Genomic DNA, 23735 nt, shown 5'->3' with positions numbered 1-23735 from the left:
GACGGCCCCGTACGGGATCGAGGGGATCCATGTGCCCGGCGGCCCCGCCGACGTGGCGTACGCGCTCTTCGAACCCGACGGCCCCCACGGCCGCGTACGGCTCCTGGACGGCGACGGCGAGGCCGTCGGCGAACTCACGGGAGTGCGGTGCGACGACGGTGAACCACCGCGAAAGGAAAGGGAAGCGGACATGAAGAGGGAGGAGCGGCCCGCGCCCGTCCCGGAACCGCGGCCCACGGCGGAGCCCGCCAGGGAGGCGGCCACCGGCGCGGCCACGGGCCCCGGGATCGTCCCCTTCGTCGTCGCCGAACTGCGCGAACTCGCCTCCGCGATCCTGAAGTTCGCCCCCGACGAGCTGGACGACCGCACCACCTTCGACGCCTTCGGCTTCGACTCGATCTCGCTCGTCACCTTCTCCGGGTGGATCCGCGAGCGCTTCGGTGTCACCCTGAGCCCCGCCGCCTTCTTCGACCTGAGGACGCTCGGCGCGCTCGGCCGGCACCTCGCCCAGGAGTTCGACGGCCCCGTCCGTGAGGCGTACGCCCGGTCGCTCCCGGCCGGGGAGGCCCCCCGGGCCGCCGCCACCGGCACCCGGTCCGCCACCGTGGCCCCGGCCGCCGGGGCGCCGATGCCCATCGCGGTCGTCGGCGCGGCCGGCCGCTTCCCCGGGGCGCCCGACCTCGACACGTACTGGGCGAACCTGGCCGCGGGGAAGGACTCCGTCACGGACTTCCCCGCCCACCGCTACGGCCCGGCCTACGCCCGGGTCGTCGCGGAGGCCGACTTCCCCAAGCGGGCGGGCGTCCTCGACGGCGCCGACGGGTTCGACGCCGGGTTCTTCCGGATCTTCCCGCGCGAGGCCGAGCTCATGGACCCGCAGCACCGCCTGGCCCTGGAGACGGTCTGGAACGCCGTCGAGCACAGCGCGTACACCCCCGCCGACCTGCCGGAGAACACCGGCGTCTTCCTCGGCGTCTCGGGCCACGACTACGCGACGCTGCTCACGACCCACGGCGTCGCGCCGGACGCCTTCACCTCGACCGGCAACGCGCACTCGATGCTCGCCAACCGGATCTCCTACGTCCTCGACGTGCGTGGCCCGAGCGAGCCCGTGGACACCGCCTGTTCGAGCTCGCTCGTCGCCGTCCACCGCGCGATGGAGGCGATCCGGTCCGGAGCCTGCGACGCGGCGATCGCCGGCGGCGTGAACCTCCTCCTGAGCGTCGACACGTTCGTGAGCGCCCACCGGGCCGGGATGCTGAGCCCGGACGGCCGCTGCAAGACCTTCGCGAGCGACGCGGACGGCTATGTGCGGGGTGAGGGCGTCGGCGCGGTCGTCCTGAAGCCCCTCGCCGCGGCCGAGCGGGACGGCGACGCGATCCTCGGCGTCCTCGTCGGCGGCGCCGAGAACCACGGCGGGCGCGCCAACTCGCTGACCGCGCCCAGCGCCGACGCGCAGGCCGACCTGGTCACCGCCGCCATGGGCGCCGTCGACCCGGACACCGTCGGCTACATCGAGGCGCACGGCACCGGCACCGCCCTCGGCGACCCGGTCGAGGTGCGCGCGCTCACCACCGCGTTCCGCCGGCTGGGCGCCACCGGCCGGGGCACCTGCGGGCTCGGCTCGGTGAAGACGAACATCGGCCACCTGGAGGCGGCGGCGGGCATCGCCGGCCTGCTGAAGGTGCTGCTGGCGATGCGGCACCGGGTCCTGCCCGCGACGCTCCACTGCCGCGAGACCAACCCGTACATCGAGCTCGACGGCGGCCCGTTCCGCATCGTGCGCGAGCCGGAGCCCTGGCGGCGGCCGCGCGACCGCGAGGGCGCTCCCGCGCCGCGCCGGGCGGGCGTGAGCAGCTTCGGCTTCGGCGGCGCGAACTGCCACGTCGTGGTCGAGGAGTACGAGGAGAACGACCACCCGCGTGACGACAGGCACAAGGAGTACGAGGCTGTGGATGCCCACCACGACGGCGGTGAGACCGGCCGCGAGACCGGCCGCGGGACCTTCCGCGCGGACGGCGCGGAGGCGCTGATCCCGCTGTCGGCCCGCACGGGCGAGCAGCTCCGCGAGCGGGCGCGGGACCTCCTCGCGTACCTGGAGCGTACGGACGCGCCCGCGGGGCTCCACTCGATCGCGTGGACCTTGCAGACCGGGCGCGTGGCCATGGCGGAGCGCGTCGGCTGGGTGGTCGCCTCGCGCGGCGAACTCGCCGACAGGCTCCGGGATTTCCTCGCCGGTGACGGGCGCGCCACGGGCGGCTCGCGGGGCCGGGCCGCCCATGACGGCGGCCCCACCGCGCACACGTCCGCACCGGACGCGCGGGCAGGCGCCACGGCGGGCGGCGACCTCACGACGCTCCTGGCCGACTGGACCGGAGGCGCGTCCGTCGACTGGCGCGCCCTCCACGGGGCCCGGCCGCCGAAGCGGGCGCACCTGCCGGTGTACCCGTTCGCGTACGAGCGCCACTGGATCCCGGAGACGCCGGGGGCCGGGGAGACCCTGGTGCCCCGGGGAGCCGTAGAGATCCCGGCGGGCCCGGAGCTCCGGGAAACACCGGGGACTCCGGCGACCGCCGACACGGGGGCTCTTCTCGCGCACGCCCGGACCGGGGCACGCCCCGGCCACGGCCGTGACGGCGAGCCCACGCGTCCCGTCGCGCCGCGGAACGCAGGCGCGGGGACCACCGCGGGGACCACCGCGGGGACCACCGCGGGGACCACCGCGGGGACCACCGCGGGGACCACCGCGGGGACCACCGCGGGGACCACCGCGGGGACCACCGCGGGGACCACCGCGGGGACCACCGCGGGGACCACCGGCAGTGCGGCGGACCCCGCCGCCCCCGGCACCGTGCTTCTCCTCCCCGCCTGGGTGCCGCGGCCCCCCGTCACCGGCCACGCGGGCGAACTTCCCCACGCCCACCGCGTCGTGATCCTTTGCGGTGCCCTCGCCCAGGCGCGGCCCGACGTCGAGCGGCGCGTCCCCGGAGCCGTCTGTGTCACCGTCACCACGGCCGCGCGGCGCCTCGACAACCGGTTCACGGACGTCTCGCGGCAGGTCTTCGAGGCCCTCCGCGGCCTGGTCGCGGAAGAGCGCGACGGCACGACGCTCGTGCAGGTCGTCACGCCGTCGGACGGCGATGACAGCACCCTCGCCGCCCTCACCGGACTCCTGCGGACCCTGACCCTGGAGCACCCCCGGATCGCCGGGCAGGTCATCGGCCTCGACGGCGCGCCCACGGGCGACACCGTCGCCGCGCTCGTCGCGGAGAACGCGCGGAGCGCCGGCGAGGACACCGTCGTCCGCTACCACGAGGGCGAGCGCGCCGTGCGCGACTGGACCCCCGCCGCGCCCCGCACGGACGCGGCGGACACACCGTGGCGCGCGGGCGGCGTCTACCTGATCACCGGTGGCGCGGGCGGCGTCGGCGCCGTCGTCGCGCGGCGGATCGCCCGCGACGTCGCCCGGCCTGTGCTCGTCCTCGCCGGGCGGCGGCCGCGGGACGGGCGCGTCGACGCGCTCCTCCACGAGCTGCGGGACCTGGGCGCCGAGGCCCGCTACGAGCGGGCGGACGTCTCCCGCTGGGAAGAGGCGCGCCACCTGGTCGCCCGGGTCCGCGAGGACGCGGGCGGGATCCATGGCGTCGTGCACTCCGCCGGAGCGCTCCACGACGCGGCGCTCGCGCGGCAGACACCCGAGGAGTGGACCGAGGTCCTCGCGCCGAAGGTCGCCGGAACGGTTCACCTCGACCGGGCCACCGAGGCGGCGCCGCTGGAGTTCTTCCTGACCTTCTCGTCCGGTGCGGCCGTCACCGGGAACCGCGGCCAGGGCGCGTACGCCACGGCCAACGCGTTCCTCGACGAGTTCGCCGCGCTGCGCACCGCGCGCGTCGCGGCGGGGGAGCGGTCCGGCCGGACGCTGTCCCTGGCCTGGCCGCTGTGGAAGGACGGCGGGATGACCGTCGACGACGCCGCGCGCGCCGCCCTCCGGCGCGACCGCGGCCTGGTGCCCATGGAGTCGGCCGACGGCGTCGCGGCCCTCCTGGACGCCTGGCGGCTCGGCGGCGACCGGGTGTGGGTGCACCACGGCGACACCACCCGGGTGCCCCACCGTGCCCCGGCCCCCGCGGAACCCCCTCGCGCGACGGCACCGGCCGCCTCCGCGCGGGACACCTTCCGCCTCCTCGTGGGCCTCTTCGCCCGCGTCACCAAATCCGCCCCCGGCACCGTCGACGCCGACGCGCCGCTGGGCGCCCTGGGACTCGACTCGATCATGGTGGTGCAGTTGAACAAGGAGCTTTCCGCCGTGTACGGCGACGTCTCGAAGACCCTCTTCTACGAGCGGCCGACGCTGCGCGCGGTCGCCGAGCACCTCGCGGCGGAACACGCGCCGCGGCCGGCGGGCACGGACGCGCGGCCCCTGGCCGCCGCCGGCCCCGCCGCCCCCGTACCGGCCACGCCCGCGCCGAGGGAGCCGATCGCCGTCATCGGGATGAGCGGCCGCTACCCGGGCGCCGGGAACGTCGCCGAGTTCTGGGAGAACCTCAAGGCCGGACGGGACCGCGTCGGTGAGATCCCGGCCGACCGCTGGCCGCTGGACGGCTTCTTCGAACCGGACCGCGAGAAGGCCGTCGCGACCGGCCGCAGCTACGGCAAGTGGGGCGGTTTCGTCGACGACTTCGCGGCTTTCGACCCCCTCTTCTTCAAGATCGCGCCGCGTGACGCCTACGCGATGGACCCGCAGGAGCGGCTGTTCCTCCAGGCCTCCTGGGAGGTCCTGGAGGACGCGGGCTACACACGTGAGGAGCTCGCGCGCCGCCACGGCCGGCGGGTCGGCGTCTTCGCGGGCGTCACCAAGTCCGGCCACGCCCGGCACGGCGCCGGACGGCTCCCCTCGGGCGGTACGGTCGTCCCCGGTCTGTCCTTCGCCTCGGTCAGCGCCCGCACCTCGTACGTCCTCGACCTGCGCGGCCCCAGCCTGACCGTCGACACGATGTGCTCGGCGTCGCTCACCGCGGTCCACGAGGCCTGCGAGAACCTCCACCGGGGATCCTGCGAGGTCGCCGTCGCCGGCGGCGTGAACCTCTACACGCACCCGCTCGACTACACCGAGCTGAGCCGCTCCACGATGCTGTCGTCCGACGGGCACTGCCGCAGCTTCGGCGCCGGCGGCGACGGCTTCGTCCCCGGCGAAGGCGTCGGCTGCGTGCTGCTGAAGCCGCTCTCCCGCGCCCTCGCCGACGGGGACCGCGTGCTCGCGGTGATCCGGGGGACCAGCGTCAACCACGGCGGCCGCTCCCACGGTTACACCGTCCCGGACCCGGGCGCCCAGGCGGAGCTCGTCCGCGACGCCCTGGACCGCGCCGGGGTCTCCGCCCGCGAGGTGGGCTACGTGGAGGCGCACGGCACCGGCACGGAGCTGGGCGACCCGATCGAGGTCAAGGGCCTCACCACCGCGTTCGCGCGGGACACGGACGACAAGGGGTTCTGCGCGATCGGTTCGGTGAAGTCGCAGATCGGCCACCTGGAGGCGGCGGCCGGCATCGCCGGCCTCACCAAGGCCGTCCTCCAGCTCCGCCACGGGCAGCTCGTACCGAGCCTGCACGCCGAGGAGCCGAACCCGAACATCGACTTCGACCGGACCCCGTTCTTCGTCCAGCGTGACCTCGCCCCCTGGCGGCCCGAGCGCGGCCCGCGGATCGCCGCGGTCTCGTCCTTCGGCGCCGGCGGCTCGAACGCCCACGTGATCCTGGAGGAGTACGCCGACGCCGACACATACGAAGCCGGCACATACGAAACGGACGCGGCGGACGGCACCGAGCAGATCGTCGTCCTCTCCGCGCGGACGCCGGAGCGCCTCCGCGAGGCCGCCGCGCGCCTGGCGGACTTCCTCGACCGTGAGGAGGCGGCCGGCCGGCCCGTCTCCCTGGCCGACCTCGCCCACACCCTCCGGACCGGCCGCGAGGCGATGACGGAGCGCCTCGCCGTGGTCGTGGCGTCGACGTCCGAGCTGCGCCGCGTCCTGCGCGCGTACCCCGGTACGGGCGAGCCGGAGCCGGGCCTTCACCTGGGCACGGCCGGCGGCGCCCGGGGCGCCGCCGCCGAGATCGCCGCCGACGCCGACCTCCGGGAGCTCCTCGTGGCCCGCTGGGCCGCCGCCGGGAAGCTCGACAAGCTCGCCGCCCTGTGGGCCTCCGGCGTGGACCTCGACTGGCGCGCCCTTCACGGCCCCGCCGCCCGCCGGATCTCCCTGCCCACCTACCCCTTCGCCCGCGACCGCTTCTGGATCGGCGACCTGGAACCGGCGGGCGGTGCCCACCGCGCCCCCGCCACCGGCGGGAACACGGCGACCGCGCCCGCGGAGCGCCCGGCCCGTACCGCCGCGCCCGTACCGCCCGCCGGGCCGCCGGCCCCGCTCGACACCTCCGTGGCGCGGGTCGTCCGCGAGAAGATCGCGGCAGCCCTCGCCATGGACGAGGCCGGCCTCGACGGCCGGCTCGCCTTCGCCGACTACGGCGTCGACTCCATCCTCGCCGTCCGCATCGTGCACGACCTCAACGAGGCGCTCTCGCTGGCCCTCCCGACCAGCGTCCTCTTCGACCACAGCTCGGCCGACCGCCTCACCGCGCACCTGCTCGCCGACCACCGCGACACCCTCGTGCCCCCGGCCGCGGAGGCCGTCACCACCACGCCCGCCGCCGAGCCGCCGCGCGACGCCCCCCGCCCGCCGTCCGGGACACGGGAGCCGATCGCCGTCGTCGGCATGAGCGGCCGGTTCGCCGGCGCCGACTCCCCCGACGAGCTGTGGCGGCACCTCGCGAACGGCGACGAGCTCGTCACCGAGGCGACCCGCTGGGACCTCCGGGGCACCGGTGACGACGCGTCGGACCGCTGCACGCGCGGCGGGTTCCTCGACCGGATCGACACCTTCGACCCGATGTTCTTCAACATCTCCGGCGTCGAGGCCGCCGTCATGGACCCGCAGCAGAGACTCCTCCTGGAGGAGTCGTGGAAGGCCCTGGAGGACGCCGGATACGCCGGCCGGACCGGCGGCACCCGCTGCGGCGTCTACGTCGGCTGCTGGGACGGCGACTACCAGGAGATCGTCGGCGAGGACGCCCCCGCCCAGGCGTTCTGGGGCAACACCGCCTCGTTCGTCCCCGGCCGCGTCGCCTACTTCCTCGACCTCAAGGGCCCCGCCGTCGCGGTCGACACCTCCTGTTCGAGCTCGCTCGTCGCCATCGACATGGCCTGCAAGGACCTGTGGTCGGGCGAGACCGGGATGGCCCTCGCGGGCGGTGTCTTCGTCCAGGCCACACCCCGGCTGTACGAGCTCGCCGGGCGCGCCGGAATGCTGTCGCCGACCGGCCGCTGCCACACCTTCGACCACCGCGCCGACGGCTTCGTGCCCGGTGAGGCGGCCGGTGTCCTCGTCCTGAAGAGGCTGTCCGACGCGCTCGCCGACGGCGACCACGTCCACGGCGTGATCCGCGCGTCCGGCGTCAACCACGACGGAGCGACCAACGGGATCACGGCGCCCAGCTCCGTGTCCCAGGAGCACCTGCTCCGCGACGTCCACGAGTCGTTCGGCGTCGACGTCGAACGGATCGGGCTCGTCGAGGCGCACGGCACCGGGACCAAGCTCGGCGACCCCATCGAGTTCCGGGCGCTCACCCGGGCGTTCCGCGCCCGCACCGACAAGTCCGGCTACTGCGCGATCGGTTCGGTCAAGACCAACCTCGGACACACCCAGTTCGCGGCCGGTGTCACCGGCGTCGTCAAGGTCCTCCTCGCGATGCGGCACGGACGGATCCCCGCCTCGCTCCACTTCGAGACCGCGAACGAGGCCGTCCCCCTCGACGGCAGCCCCTTCTACCCGAGCACCCGCACCCACCCGTGGGAGACGCCCGGCGGCGGCCCGCGGCTCGGCGCCGTCAGCTCCTTCGGCGCCAGCGGCACCAACGCCCACCTCGTCCTCGAGGAGGCCCCGGCCGCGCGTCGCGTCCCCGCGCCGCGCCCCGCCCACCTCGTCGTCCTCTCCGCCCGCTCCCGCGAGCAGCTCGCCCGGCAGGTCGCCGGCCTCGCCGCGCACTGCCGCCGCGAGACCGCCCTCGACACCGGCGACGCCGCCTGGACCCTCGTCGTCGGCCGGGAGCACTTCGCCCACCGCTTCGCCTGCGTCGTCCGCGACCGCGCCGAACTCCTGAGCGTCCTCGACGAAGGACTCGACGGCCCGCGGGCGTTCACCGGCGAGGCCGCGGCCTCCCGCAAGAAGCCCACCGGGACCGCCGCCGGCCAGGAGCGCGGCGAGGAGTGCCTGCGCCGCTGCGCCACGCCGAGCGGCACGGACCACACCTACCGCACGGACCTCGCCACCCTCGCCGAGCTCTACGTCCAGGGCACCGCGCTCGACTACGACCGGCTGTTCCCGGCCGGCGCCCACCTGCGCGTACCGCTGCCCACCTACCCGTTCGCCCGCGAGAGCCACTGGGCCGCGCCCACGCCCCCGCCCGCCGCGCGCACCGCCGGGCCCGCCGCGCCGCCCGCCCCGCCGCACCCCCTCGTCCACACGACGGCCCCCGTGCCCGGCGAGCCCGGCGCGCTGCGCGCCACGACCACCCTCACCGGCGCGGAGGCCTTCCTCCGCGACCACACGGTGCACGGCCGGCGGATCCTGCCCGGCGTCGCCCACCTGGAGATGGCGCGCGAGACCGCGGCCCGCGCCCTCGGCGCCGACGCCACCACGCCGCTGCGCGTGCGGAACGTCACCTGGGTACGGCCGCTCGACGTCGAGGACGGCCCCCAGGACGTCGACGTCCTGGTGCGGCCCGCGGCCGACGGCGCCCTCACCTTCCAGGTCGCCTCGCGGGCCGCCGAGCCCGTCGTCTACAGCGAGGGCACCGTCGCCGCCTCCGGCGCACCGCGCCCGGCGCGCGTCGACCTCGCGGCCCTGCGGGCGGACTGCCCGACGGCGGTGCCCGCCGCGCGCGTCGCCGAGGCCCTCCACGCCATGGGCATCCGGCACGGGGACACCCTCCGCGCCATCGACGAGGCCTACGTCGGCCGGGGAGTGGTCCTCGCCCGGCTCACCGTGCCGGCCGCGGCCGGGCCCGCCGGCGCCCCCTACGTCCTGCACCCGTCCCTGATGGACTCGGCCGTCCAGGCGTCGATCGCGCTGCACCTCACCGGCGACGGTTCGCCCCGGGACACCACGGTGCCCTTCGCGCTCGGACAGCTGGAGCTGTACGCGCCCTGCGCGGCCTCGATGTGGGCCGTCGTCCGCGTCGCGGACGACAGCGCGGAGGTGAGTCCGCTCAGCCGGCTCGACATCGACCTCCTCGGCGCCGACGGAGAGGTCCACGTCCGGATGACCGGCTACGCCTCCCGCCGCGTCGCCGAACCGGTGCCCGCGCTCCACACACCCGTCTGGGACGCCCTCCCCGCCGGGACGCTCGGGGCCGCCGTGCCGTGCCGCAGGCAGCGCGTCCTCGTCGTCGGGGGCACCGCCGAGCAGCGCGCCGCGCTCACCGTCGCCCACCCGCTGGCCGAGCACTGGAGCCTCGCGCCCGGCGCCCCGGCCGACGAGGTCGCCCGCGCCGTCGAGGCCGCGGGCCCGGTCGACCACCTCCTGTGGCTCGCCCCCGGCACCGAGCTCGCGCCGGACGACGCCGCCGGCTTCGTCACCGCCCAGGAGGAAGGCGTCATCGCCGCCTTCCGCATGGTCAAGGCCCTGGTGCGCACCGGGCACGACGCGCGCCCCCTCGGCATCACCCTGGTGACCCACCGCGCCCTCGCCACCCACGCGCACGAGGACGTCCACCCCGCCCACGCCGGCCTGCACGGCCTGTTCGGCTCGCTCGGCCGCGAATACACCCACTGGACGGTCCGGCGCGTCGACCTCGACGGCACCGACTGGCCCGCGGATCTCACGGCCCTCCCCGCCCACTCGGGCGGCGACACCTGGGTCCGGCGCGCCGGCCAGTGGCTCGCCCGCCGGCTCGCCCCCTGCGAGGCCGGCCCCCGGCCCGCGGCCCCGTACCGCGAGGGCGGCGTCTACGTCGTGATCGGCGGCGCGGGCGGCCTCGGCACGGCGTGGACCCGGCACGTCGTCGAGCACCACCGCGCGAAGGTCGTATGGCTCGGCCGCCGCCCGCACGACGCCTCCGTCGACGCGAAGCTGCGCGGCATCCCCGGCGAGGTGAGCTACCTCCGCGCCGACGCCACGGACCCCGCCGCCCTCCGCCGCGCCCACGCCGAGATCACGGCCCGGCACGGCCGGATCCACGGCGTCGTCCAGGCGGCGCTCGTCCTCCGCGACCAGACCCTGGCCACCATGGACGAGGCCACGTTCCGCGCGAGCCTCGCCGCGAAGGTCGACGCGACCGTCGCCATGGCCGAGGTCTTCGCGGCCGAGCCGCTCGACTTCGCCCTGTTCTTCTCCTCCATCCAGTCCTTCGCCACCGCGGCGGGCCAGGCCAACTACGCGGCCGGCTGCACCTTCGGCGACTCCTACGCCCACTTCCTGTCCCGGCACCGGTCCTTCCCCGTCAAGGTGATGAATTGGGGCTGGTGGGGGAGCCTCGGCAGCGTCACCTCCGACTTCTACCGGGAGCGCATGACCCGCTCGGGACTCCTCTCGATCGAGCCCCCCGAGGCCATGGCGGCCCTCGACACCCTCCTCACCGGCCCGCAGGACCAGCTGAGCTTCGTCAAGATGACGAAGCCCGGCGTGCTGGAGGCCGTCGACCCGGCCACCCGCGCCACCGTCTACCCGCGCGACCCCTCCCCGGTCGACCCCGGCGTGGTCACGGCCCGGCCCCTCGAACCGGCCGACCGCGAGACCCTGGACGCCGTCGCCGCGTGGCGGGCCGAGGAGCGGGACCCGCTCCTCGCCAGGATGCTCCGCGCCCACCTCGACGCCCTCGGCGCCGCCCCCGGCCCCGGCGACACGCACACCGACGTCACGGCGCTCCGCGTCCGCGCGGGCATCCACGAGCGCTACACCCCCTGGCTGGAGCACTCGCTCCGCGCCGTGCCCGCCTCGGCCCCCTCGCTCGACGAGGTCACCCGAGAGTGGGACGAGCGCCGGGCGGCCTGGTCGGCCGAACCCGACCGGAAGGCCGAGCTGGAGCTCGTCGACACCATGCTCCGCGCCCTGCCCGGCATCCTCACCGGCGCGGTCCGGCCCACGGACGTCATGTTCCCGCGCGGCTCCGTCGAACTCGTCGAGGGCTGTTACCGGAACAACAAGGTGGCGGACACCTACAACCGCGCCCTGTGCGACGCCGCCGTCGCGATCGTCGCCGAGCGGCTGGCCGCGGAACCGGGCGTGCGGCTGCGCGTCCTGGAGATCGGCGCCGGCACCGGAGGGACCAGCGCCGGGATGTTCACCGCGCTGCGCCCCTATGCCGGACACATCGAGACGTACACCTACACCGACCTGTCGCAGGCGTTCCTGAACCACGCGCGCGCCGAGTACGGGCCCGGCGCGCCGTACCTGACGTGCGCCCGGCTGGACGCCGAACAGCCCCTCGCGGGCCAGGGGATCGACCCCGGAAGCTACGACCTCGTCATCGCCGCCAACGTCCTGCACGCCACCCGCGACACCCGGAACACCCTCCGCAACGCGAAGGCCGCCCTCCGGGACGGGGGCTGGCTCCTCCTGAACGAGCTCTCGGCGTTCGAGATCTTCGGACACCTCACCTTCGGGCTGCTGGAAGGCTGGTGGCTCTTCGAGGACACCGCGCTGCGCGTGCCCGGCTCGCCCGCGCTGTCGCCCGAGAGCTGGCGCGAGGTGCTGGAGGGCGAGGGCTTCCCGTCGGTCGTCATGGTCCTGCCGGAGGCGCGTGCGCTCGGCCAGCAGATCATCGCCGCCCGGAGCGACGGCATCGCCCGGCAGCGGGTCGTGCGCCGTACGCCCGGAGCGGCGGGTGCGCCGCGCGGCGGCGCGGCCCCGAAGCCCTCCCGCGTGGAGACCGCGACGCCGGCACCGGAGGCGGTACGCGCCCCCGCGCCCGCCCCGGAGAACCACGAGAACGCCGCGACGCGAACCGTCACGGAGAGCACGACCGGCACGCGTGCCGCGGCGGCCACGGTCAGCCGCCCCGCCCCCGGGGGCTCCGGCGCCCGAGCCGGTGCGGACGGTCCCGCCACCGCGGCGGGCGGTCGCGCGGAGGCCGGTTCGGGAACCGGCCCTGTCACGGCGGGTCCCGCCGCCGCGGGCACGCGTACGGAGCCCGGTTCGGGAAGTGGCCCCGCCCCCGCGGACGCCGGTCCCCGAGCCGGTGCGGACGACCCCGCCGCTGCCACGGGCACGCGCGCCGAGGCCGGTTCGGACGGTCGCCCCGCCACCGAGGGCTTCCGCGCCCGAGCCGGTGCGGACAACCCCGCCGCTGCCGCGGGCACGCGCGCCGAGGCCGGTTCGGACGGTGGCCCCGCCACCGAGGGCTCCCGCGCCCGAGCCGGTGCGGACAACCCCGCCGCTGCCGCGGGCACGCGCGCCGAGATCGGTTCGGACGGTGGCCCCGCCACCGAGGGCTCCCGCGCCCGAGCCGGTACGGACAACCCCGCCGCCGCAGGCTCCCGCGCCGAGGCCCTGGCCGGTTACCTCCGCGACAAGGCGGCCGCCACGCTGAGGATCCCCGCCGACAAGATCGACCCGTCGGTGCCCCTCGCCGACTACGGCATGGACTCCATCCTCGTCCTCCAGCTCACCAACGCCCTGCGCGAGGACCTCGGCGAGGTGCCGACCACGCTCCTCTTCGACGTGGAGAGCGTCGAGGAACTCGCCGAGCACTTCCTCGGCACCGGCACCGCCCGGGTCGAGGCGCTCGTCACGAGCCTGCTGCCCGCCCCGGAGGAGGAGACGCCCGAGCCCGCGGACGGGCCCGCGCACCTGCCCGGCCCCGAGCGGTCGGGTCTCTCCCAGGCCCAGCTGGGGCTCTGGCTCACCCAGCGGATCTCCCCGGACACCACGGCCTACCACGTCCCCCTCGCCTTCGAGGTGCGCGGCGAGCTCGACGAGCGCGCGCTGGAAGCGGCCGTCCGCTCACTGACCGCCAGGCACCCCGTGCTCGGCGCGGTCTTCCGCGAGGACGACGGCGTGCCGTACATGGAGACCGACGGGTCGCGCCGCATCCCGTTCGCCCGCGCCGAGCTCGTCGCGGAATCGCACGCCGAGCGGGCCGCCCGGGTGCGGGAGAAGGTGACCGCCCCCTTCGACCTCGCGGCCGGGCCCCTCGTCCGCGCCCACCTCATGACCTTCGTGACGCCGGACGGCACCGAGGAGGCGTGCCGCGTCCTGCTGCTGACGGCGCACCACATCGTCGTCGACGGGATCTCGGCAGGGCTCCTCGTCCGCTCGCTGACCGAGGCGTACCGCGCCGCCGTGCGGTCCGGAGGGGACCCGGAGACGCCCGAAGGGGCGGCCCGGTACGCCGAGTTCACGGCCTGGGAGGCCGCGATGCTCGCCGGACCCGAGGGCGAGGCGCACCTCGCCTACTGGACCCACGAGCTGCGCGCCCCCCGGCGGGCGCTCGCCCTGCCCGGCGACCGTCCCTTCGACCCGGCGGCCACGCCGCGCGGCGAGGAGGTCACCGCGAAACTCACGCCCGAGCTGTCCGCGGCGCTCACCGCCCGCGCCCGTGAGCGCCGGGCCGGCCCGGCCGTGGTCTTCCTCGCCTCGTACATGGCGTTCCTGCACCGGGTGACGGGGGAGTCCGACCTCGTCGTCGGCCTCCCGGCCGCCGGCCGGCCCGACGCCCGCTTCCGCGACGTCGTCGGCCACTTCGTGAACCTGCTGCCCATCCGCTGCGCCGTCGACGGCGGCGACACCTACGGGGACCTCCTCACCTCGGTGCGCCGGGCGGTGATGGGCGGCCTCGAACACGGCGCCTACCCGTTCCCGGCGATCGTCCGCGCGCTCGACGTGCGGCGTGACGGAACCCGGTCCCCGCTGGTCCGCACCAGCCTCTCGTACCAGAACTTCGAAGAGGCGGCGCTGTTCGCCGAGGACCCGGCGACGGTCCCCGGCGAGCTCGGCCTGCGGACGTTCGAAGGCGTCCGCCAGGAAGGCGAGTTCGAACTGGAGGCGGAGGTCTTCCAGGAGACCGACGGCTTCCGGCTCTTCCTCAAGTACGACGCCAACCGCTTCGACGCGACGACCGCCCGAGGACTGCTCGACGCCTGGTGCGCACAACTGGAGCGCGTGGCGCACGCACCGGACGGGCGCGTCGGCGACGCGGCACCGTCCGCCGGGGAGGCGGACGCGCGGACGGCGCTGTGCGCCCTCTTCGCCGAAACCCTGGGGCTCGGCCACGTCGGACCCCACGACGACTTCTTCACCCTGGGCGGCGACTCGCTCCGGGCCGCCCGGCTCGCAGGCCGGGCCGGCCGCGCCCTCGGCGTGGAGCTGTCGACGCGGGAGGTGTTCGAGGCGCCGACCCCCGCGGCGCTGGCGGCGCTGGCGACCCGGCCGGCCCGCGCGGCCGTACCCGCGCGACCGGCCCTCCGCAGGATGTTCCGAGAAGGAGATGCTTCATGATCCCGTTGTCGTTCGCGCAGCAGCGGCTGTGGTTCCTGCACAAGCTGGAGGGCCCCGGCGCCACGTACAACCTCCCCTTCGCGCTCCGGCTGACGGGAGAACTGGACACCGACGCCCTGGAGGCGGCCCTCCGCGACGTGATCGGCCGGCACGAGAGCCTGCGGACCGTCTTCCCCGAGACCGCGGGCGTCCCCCGGCAGCGGGTCCTGGACCCGGTCGAGGCGTGGCCGGGCATGAAGACCGTGCCCGTCTCCGAGGACGACCTGGCGGCGGAGGCCGGGAACGCGGCACGGTACGCGTTCGACCTGTCCTGCGAACCGCCCCTGCGGGCCACGCTCCTGCGGCTCGCGGAGCGGCGGCACGTCCTCGTCGTCACCCTGCACCGGATCGCGGGCGACGGCTGGTCGCTGGGCCCGCTGGCCCGCGACCTGTCGACCGCCTACGCGGCCCGGCGCGAGGGCGCGGCACCGGACTGGGCCGAACTGCCCGTCCAGTACGCCGACTACACGCTGTGGCAGCGCGAACTGCTCGGCGCCGAGGGCGACCCCGACGGACTGCCGGCCCGCCAGGGCGCCTACTGGCGGCAGGCGCTGGACGGCGCGCCGGAGGAACTGGCGCTGCCCCACGACAGGCCGCGGCCGGCCGTCGCCTCCTACCGCGGCGGGCACGTGTCCTTCGCGCTCGGCCCCGAGCTGCACGCCGGCCTGCGACGGGTCGCCCGCGAGCACGGCACGACCCTGTTCCTGGTCCTCCAGGCCGGTCTCGCGGCGCTGCTCTCCCGCATGGGCGCCGGCGAGGACATCCCCGTCGGCTTCGACGTGGCCGGGCGGCCGGACGAGGCCCTGGACGGCCTGGTCGGCCTCTTCGCCAACACCCTCGTCCTGCGCACCGACATATCGGGCGACCCCACCTTCACCGAGCTGCTGGGCCGGGTGCGGGAGCGCGCGCAGGAGGCGTACGGGCACCAGGACGTGCCCTACGAGCACCTGGTCGCGGCCCTCGCCCCGGCCCCCTCCGCCGCCCGCCACCCCCTCTTCCAGGTGGCGCTGCTGCTCCGGCACGAGCAGGCCGGGTACGCCTTCCCCGGCCTGCGCGCCCGGCCGGAGCGGGTGTCCACCGGCACCTGCCGCTTCGACCTGTCCTTCGCCCTCGCCGAGCGGCTGGGCGCGGACGGCGCCCCGGCCGGCCTGGACGGCACCCTGGACTACGCCGCCGAACTGTTCGACCACCCGACGGCCGTGGCGCTGGCCGCCCGTCTGACACGCGTCCTGGAGCAGGCCGTCGCCGAGCCGGGCGCGCCCGTGGGCCGCCTGGAGGTGCTGTCCGCCCGGGAGCGCCACGACGTCCTGGAGGGCTGGAACGACACCGCCCGTGAGGGCGGCGTGGGCGATGTGGTGGAGTGCGTCCGCGAACTCGCGGAGGCCCGGCCCGGCCACGTCGCCGTGGTCGACGGCTCCGGCGAGACGAGCTACGCGGCCCTGGCCACGCGCGCCGCCGGGGTGACGGCCCGGCTGCGGGAGCTCCCGGAGTGGGAGCGCGGCCGGGTGACCGGTCTGCTGGCCGGTCCCGGCACCGGCTTCGTCGCGGGCGTCCTCGGCGTGCTGGGCGCCGCGGGCGCGTTCGTCCCGCTGGACCCCGCGGCCCCCGCCGGCCGCTCCGGTGGCGTGGTCGCCGACGGCGGGGTACGCGTCCTGCTGGTGGAGGAGGGGCTGGAGCCCCTGGCCGCACGGGTGGTGGCCGCGTCCGGTGCCGAGGTGACGGTGCTGCCGCTGCGCGCCGCCGACGACGACCGGCCGCGGCCCTGGGAGGTGGCCCCGGCGTCCCCGCTGGACCTCGCCTACGTGATCTTCACATCCGGTTCGACCGGCCGCCCGAAGGGCGCCATGGTCCACCGCGGCGGCATGGCCAACCACCTCTCCGCGAAGGTCGCCGACCTCAGGCTGACCGCCGAGGACTCCGTCGTCCAGAACGCCCCGCTCACCTTCGACGTCGCCGTCTGGCAGATGCTCGCCCCGCTGGCCATCGGCGGCCGCGCCCGCGTCGTCGACCACGCCACGGCCGCCGACCCCGAGGCCCTGTTCGGCGTCGTGGAGGACGAGGACGTCACCGTCCTGGAGGTCGTCCCCTCCCTGCTGCGCACCGCCCTCGACGCCTGGGACGCCGGACTGCGCGCCCCCGGCCTCCCGGACCTCCGCCTGCTGATGCTCACCGGCGAGGAGCTGCCGCCCGAGCTGTGCGACCGCTGGTTCGCCCGCTACCCGGGCGTTCCGGTCGTCAACGCCTACGGCCCCACCGAGTGCTCCGACGACGTGACCCACGCCGTCCTCACCGGCCCGGTGACCGGCGCCCGCACCCCCATCGGCAAGCCCGTGCGCAACACCCGCCTCTACGTCCTGGACGAGGCGCTGCGCCCGGTGCCCGTCGGCGTCCCCGGCGAGCTGTACGTCGCCGGCCGCGGCGTCGGCCGCGGCTATGTTTCCGACCCGGTGCGCACCGCCGCCGTGTTCGTGGCCGACCCCTACGCCCCGGCCCCCGGCGAGCGCATGTACCGCACCGGCGACCAGGTGCGGTGGCGGGCCGACGGGCAGCTGGAGTTCCTCGGCCGCCGCGACTTCCAGATCAAGGTGCGGGGCCACCGCGTCGAGCTCGGCGAGATCGAGGCGGCCCTGCGCGGCGCGCCCGGCGTCACCGGCGCCGTCGCCGCCCTGGCCCACGACCCCGCCGGGCGGCCCCAGCTGTGCGGCTACGTCACCGGCGCCACCGACCCGGCGACGGTCCGCGCCCATCTGACCGGCCTGCTGCCCGGCTATATGGTCCCCGCCGCCGTGACGGTCCTGCCCGCCCTGCCGCTGACCGCGCACGGCAAGACCGACCGCAAGGCCCTGCCCGCCCCGGACCTCACCGCCGTCACCGCCACCGCCTCACGGCCCCCGCGCACCCCGGCCGAGGAGATGCTCTGCGGCCTCTTCGCCGAGATCCTCGGCCTCGACACGGTCGGCGCCGAGGACAGCTTCTTCGACCTCGGCGGCCACTCCCTCCTGGCCACCCGGCTGGCCTCCCGCGTCCGTACCGCCTTCGGCGCCGAACTGCCCGTACGGGACGTCTTCGAGGCGCCCACGCCCGCGGGCCTGGCCACTCGCCTGGACGCCGCCGCGGCGGCGCGGCCCGCGCTGGCGCGCCGGCCCCGGCCCGAGCCGCTCCCGCTGTCGTACGCGCAGCGGAGGCTGTGGTTCCTGCACAAGCTGGAGGGCCCCGGCGCGACCTACAACATGCCCGTGGCCCTGCGCCTCTCCGGCGAGCTGGACGTCCCCGCCCTGGAGGCGGCCCTGCGCGACGTGACCGGCCGGCACGAGAGCCTGCGCACGGTCTTCCCCGAGACCGGCGGCGTCCCCCGCCAGCTGGTGCTCGACCCGGCCGACGCGTGGCCCGGGCTGACCGCCGTGCCCGTCCCCGAGGACGGCCTGGCGGCGGAGATCGCGGCCGCGGCCCGGCACGGATTCGACCTGTCCTGCGAACCCCCGGTCCGCACCACGCTGCTGCGGGTCTCCGAGCGGGAGCACGTCCTGCTGTTCGTCCTGCACCACGTCGCGGGTGACGGCTGGTCCCTCGGCCCGCTGACGCGCGACCTGTCCGAGGCGTACCGCGCCCGGCGTGCCGGGCACGGCCCCGGCTGGGCCGAACTGCCCGTCCAGTACGCCGACTACACGCTGTGGCAGCGCGAACTGCTCGGCGCCGAGGACGACCCGGACAGCGCGATGTCCCGCCAGGTGGCCTACTGGCGCGACGAACTGGCCGGGGCCCCCGGGGAACTGGCCCTGCCCTACGACCGGCCCCGGCCCGCCGTCGCCTCCCACCAGGGCGGCTACGTCCCCTTCGAGGTGGGTCCCGAGCTGCACGAGGGCCTGTGCCGGGTGGCCCGCGAGCACGGCGCCACCCCCTTCATGGTCCTCCAGGCGGGGCTGGCCGCCCTGCTGTCCCGGCTCGGCGCGGGCGAGGACGTCCCCGTGGGCTTCGGCGTCGCCGGACGGCTCGACGACGCGCTCGACGGACTGGTGGGCTTCTTCGTCAACACCCTCGTCCTGCGCGCCGACCTCTCCGGCGCCCCGACGTTCGCCGAACTCCTCGGCCGCGTACGGCGGTCGGCGCTCGCCGCCTACGCCCACCAGGACGTGCCGTTCGAGCACCTCGTGGAGACCCTCGCCCCGGAACGCTCGGCCGCCCGCCACCCCCTGTTCCAGGTCGCGCTCGTGCTCCAGAACAACCGGCGCGCCGAGCTCGACCTGCCCGGCCTGCGCACCCGCATGGAGTGGGCGGGCACCGGCACCTCCCGGCTCGACCTCTTCTTCTCCCTGGACGAGCGGGAGGACGCCGAAGGCCGCCCGGCGGGCCTCGACGGATTCGTGGAGTACGCCACCGAGCTGTTCGACCGCGCGACGGTCGAAGGGCTCACCGGCCGCCTGCTGCGGGTCCTGGAGCAGGCCGTCGCCGACCCCGGCACCCCCGTGGGAGAGCTCGACCCGCTCTCCGCGCGGGACCGCCACGACGTGCTCGTCGGCTGGAACGACACCGCCGTGGCACCGCCCGGCCCGGCGACCCTGCCCGTCCTCTTCGAGGCCCAGGTGGCCCGCGCGCCCGGCGCGGTGGCCGTCGACCACGACGGCGAGGAGACGACCTACGCCGAACTGGACGCCCGCGCCGGTCTGCTGGCCCGGCGCCTGACCGCCGCCGGCGTCGGCCGCGAGGACCTCGTGGCGCTCGCCCTGCCGCGCTCCACCGAACTCGTCGTCGCGGTGCTGGGCGTGCTCAAGGCCGGTGCCGCCTACCTGCCCGTGGACCCCGGATACCCCGAGGCCCGGATCCGCTTCATGCTCTCCGACGCCGCCCCGAAGCTGCTGCTGACCGACCGCCCGACCGCGCGGACCCTCCCGGACACCGGCGTCGACCGGTGGCTCCTCGACGACCCGGCGGCCCCCGGAGCACCGCAGGCGCCCGTACGGCCCCCGCGCCCGGGCGACCCGGCCTACGTCATCTACACCTCCGGATCCACCGGCCGCCCCAAGGGCGTCGTCGTCCCGCACACGGGCCTGCCCGGCCTCGCCGCCGCACAGGCCGCGCACCTCGCGGTCGACGCGACGAGCCGGGTGCTCCAGCTCGCCTCGCCCAGCTTCGACGCCTCCGTCTGGGACCTCCTCATGGCCCTGGCCGCCGGCGGCACCCTGGTGCTGCCCGGCACCGACGGACCACTGGCCGGTGAGGCGCTCGCCGAGACCCTCGCCGCACGACGGGTCACCCACCTGACGATCACCCCCTCGGCGCTGGAGGCCGTACCCCCGGGCGCGGAGTCCACGCATCCGACCCCGCGCACCGTCGTGACCGCGGGCGAGACCTGCCCGGCGCCCCTGGTCGCGCGCTGGGCCCCCGGCCGGCTGATGGTCAACGCCTACGGGCCCACCGAGGCCACGGTGTGCGCCACCATGAGCGGACCCCTGTCCGCGGCGGCCACCGGCACCGGACCGGTCCCCATCGGCCGCCCGGTCGCCGGCTCCCGCGCGTACGTCCTGGACGACCGGCTGCGCCCGGTGCCGCCCGGCGTCACCGGCGACCTGTACCTGGCGGGCCCCGGCCTCGCCCGCGGCTACCTCGGCCGGCCCGGCCTGACGGCGGGGCGCTTCGTCGCCTGCCCGTTCGGCGCCCCCGGCGAGCGGATGTACCGCACCGGCGACCTCGCCGCCTGGACGCCCGGCGGACAGCTGGTGTTCCGGGGCCGTGCGGACGAGCAGGTGAAGGTCCGCGGCCACCGGGTCGAGCTCGGCGAGGTCGAGGCACGCCTCCGGGAACACCCCTCGGTCGCCCGGGCCGCGGTCGTGGCCCGCGAGGAGACCCCGGGCGACGTGCGCCTGGTGGCCTACGTCGTCCCCGCCGCCGGGGCGCACACCGCCGGCGGGGAACTCGTCGGCGAATGGCGGGACATCCACGACCAGGTGTACGCGGCCGCCGGGCCCGCACCGTGGGGCGAGGACTTCCGCGGCTGGCACAGCACCTACGACGGCGGGCCGATCCCGCTGGAGCACATGCGGGAGTGGCGGGACGCGACGGTGGCCCGGATCACCGAGCTGCGGCCGCGCCGCGTGCTGGAGATCGGCGTCGGCGCCGGCCTGCTCCTCTCCCGGCTCGCCGCGCACTGCGAGACGTACTGGGGCACCGACTTCTCCCCGGCCGCCGTGGCGAGGCTGACCGCCCACGTCGCCGCCGACCCGGGGCTGGCGGAGAAGGTCGAGCTGCGCTGCCGGCCCGCCGACGACGTCGACGGGCTGCCCGCGGACTTCTTCGACACCATCGTCATCAACTCCGTGGCGCAGTACTTCCCCGGCGCGGGCTATCTGTCGGAGGTCCTCGGCAAGTGCCTCGGCCTGCTCGCACCGGGCGGCGCCGTCTACGTGGGCGACGTCCGCAACCCGCGCACGCGGCGCGCCCTCCAGGCGGGTGTGGCGGGCCACCGGCCGGCCGACGACGCTCCCGGGCAGGACGGAACCGACCCGGCCACCGCCCTCGACCTCGCGGTCGACGCCGAGCCGGAGCTCCTGGTGGCCCCGGAGTACTTCACCGCCCTGGCCGCCGCCGACGACCGCGTCAGCGGCGTCGACATCCGCCTCAAGCGCGGCCTGCACCACAACGAGCTGACCCGCCACCGCTACGAGGCGGTGCTCCGCAAGGCGTCCGGCACCGCGACGGAGGACGCGCCCCTGCCGGTCGACGGCCTGGAGGAGCTTCCCTGGGACCGGCTCGTCACCGACGGCCCGGGCGCCGACGGCGTCGCCGCCCTCGCGGCCCGGCTGGCCACCGGCGGTACCGGAGTGCGCGTCACCGGCGTGCCCAACGGCCGTGTGCTGGCCGAGTTCTCCGCCCTGGCCGCGCTCGGCCGCCCCGGCGACCCGCCCGCGACACCGGTCCGGGGCCCGGGGGCCGACCCGGAGGCGCTCTGCCGGCTGGGCGAGGCCCTCGGCCTGCGGCCCGTCGCCACCTGGTCGCCCGCCCGGCACGACACCTTCGACATCGCCTTCCTGCCCGCCGGCACCACCGGCCCGGTGGCCGCGTACACCGCACCGGAGGCCGACCCCGACCCCGCCGCGCACGTCAGCACCCCCCTGCGCGCCCGTGGCCACCACGACCCCGCCACGGGCGTCCCCGCCCTGAAGCGGCACCTCGCCGAGGCCCTGCCGGCGTTCATGGTCCCGGCGGCCTACGTCACCCTCGACGAGCTGCCCATGACCGCGAACGGCAAGCTGGACCGCAAGGCCCTGCCCGAACCCGCCCACACCACCGCCCCGGCCGGACGCGCCGCGCGCACCCCCGTGGAAGAACTCCTCTGCGGCGCGTTCGCCGACGTCCTCGGCCTCGCGTCCGTGGGCACCGAGGACAGTTTCTTCGACCTCGGCGGCCACTCGCTGCTCGCGACCCGGCTGGTCAGCCGGATCCGGTCGGCGCTGGGCGCGGAGCTGACCCTCCGCGACCTCTTCGGCGCCCCCACCGTGGCCGAGCTGGCCGGACGGGTCGCCGAACGGCGCGCCGCGGCCCGGCCCGCGCCGGGGCCGTACGCCCGCCCCGAGCGCCTCCCGCTCTCCCCGGGCCAGGACCGCACCCTGCGGATCGGACTGGGCAACGCGGCCTCCAGCGCCCTGAAGAACATGCCGATCGCCCTCCGGCTCGCCGGAGACACGGACCGGGCGGCCCTGGAAGCGGCGCTGACGGACGTCGTCCACCGGCACGAGGCGCTGCGGACGCTCTTCCCCGGCCCCGACGGCGACCGGTACCAGCGCGTGCTCCCGCCCGAGGACGCCCGCGTCACCCTGCCGGTCGTCGACACCACCGAGGCCGCACTGGCCGACCGGGTCCGCGACGCCGCCCACCACGCGTTCGACCTGCGGAACGAACCGCCCTTCCGGGCCGTGCTGTTCCGGGTCGCCGAGCGCGAGCACGTCCTCGTGCTGGTGTGGCACCACATCGCGGGCGACGGCTGGTCGGTCGGCGTGCTGCTCGGCGACCTCGCCGCCGCGTACGCCGCCCGGCGCGCCGGCACCGGCGACCGCCGGGAGCCCCTCGCCCTCCAGTACGCCGACTACACCCTCTGGCTGCGGGACCTGCTGGGCGACGCCTCCGACCCGGACAGCCTCGCCGCGCGGGGACACGCCTTCTGGAACGAGACACTGGCCGGCCTGCCCGTGGAGGCGACCCTCCCCCTGGACCGGGCGCGCCCGGACGACCCCACCCACCGGGGAGCGACCGTCCCCTTCGAGATCGCCCCGGACGTCCACCGCGGCCTGCGGAAGCTGGCCGCCGAGCAGGACGCCACCCTGTTCATGGTGCTGCACACGGCCCTGGCCACCGCCCTGACCCTGAGCGGCGCCGGCACCGACATCCCCGTCGGCACGTCGATCGCCGGCCGGGTGGACGAGGGACTCGACGACCTCGTCGGCCTCTTCACCAACTACCTGGTCCTGCGGCTCGACACCTCGGACGACCCCGCCTTCACGGACCTCCTCCGCCGGGCCAGGGAAACCGACTTCGCCGCCTACGAACACCAGGAGCACCCCTTCACCGCCATGGTCGACGCCTGCGACCCGCCCCGGCACCCCGGGCGCCACCCGCTGTTCCAGACCATGCTCGTCCTCCAGAACTACGCCGGATCCGCCCTGGAACTCCCGGGGCTGACGGTGGAACCGGTCCCCGTGGACCATGTGTCGGCGCGCATCGACCTCTCCCTCCTGCTGACCGAGGCACCCGGCGCCGAGGGGCTGAGCGGACACGTGGAGTACGCCGACGAACTGTACGACCGGGAGACCGTCGAACGCTTCTGCGCGGTCCTGACCGACGTCCTGAAGGCCGCCGGCGACCACCCGGAACTCCCCATCGGACTGATGTCCCCCGCTGCCGCGACCGCCGCGCGCCGCCCGACCGCCGCGACCCCCGAAGGAGACCAGCTGTGAACCCGTTCGACGACGCCGACGCGACGTTCCTCGTCCTGACCAACGCGGAGGGCCAGCACTCGCTCTGGCCCGCCTTCGCCGAGGTCCCGGCCGGCTGGACGGTCGCGTTCGGCGAGGACACCCACGCGGCCTGCGTGGACCACATCGAGGCGAACTGGACCGACATGCGGCCCAAGAGCCTGGCCGAGCCGACGGACGCGCAGTGCTGA

The 23735-nt window shown here is 76.3% G+C and carries 2 protein-coding genes and 1 pseudogene (1 of these 3 cut by a window edge); all 3 read left to right on the top strand.

Annotated features, from left to right (window positions below):
* A protein-coding gene (locus LUZ64_RS20125) for an SDR family NAD(P)-dependent oxidoreductase (RefSeq protein WP_232398648.1) crosses the window boundary here: on the top strand, nucleotides 1-14542 show its 3' portion. The gene continues 7031 nt to the left of window position 1, outside the view; only the last 14542 of its 21573 coding nucleotides appear in the window; the start codon falls outside the window, past its left edge; the stop codon is at nucleotides 14540-14542.
* Nucleotides 14539-23526 (top strand): annotated as a pseudogene (locus tag LUZ64_RS20120) (non-ribosomal peptide synthetase); the annotation flags it as partial. The gene LUZ64_RS20125 and the pseudogene LUZ64_RS20120, both read left to right, overlap by 4 nt.
* On the top strand, nucleotides 23523-23735 hold the full coding sequence (locus LUZ64_RS20115) for an MbtH family protein (RefSeq protein WP_095584192.1): 213 nt from the start codon (nucleotides 23523-23525) through the stop codon (nucleotides 23733-23735). The pseudogene LUZ64_RS20120 and the gene LUZ64_RS20115, both read left to right, overlap by 4 nt.

The sequence above is a fragment of the Streptomyces albireticuli genome, assembly GCF_021228125.1.
Lineage (GTDB): Bacteria > Actinomycetota > Actinomycetes > Streptomycetales > Streptomycetaceae > Streptomyces > Streptomyces albireticuli.
Note: the sequence above shows the minus strand (reverse complement) of the source record. Positions and strands in the feature narration are given on the sequence as shown.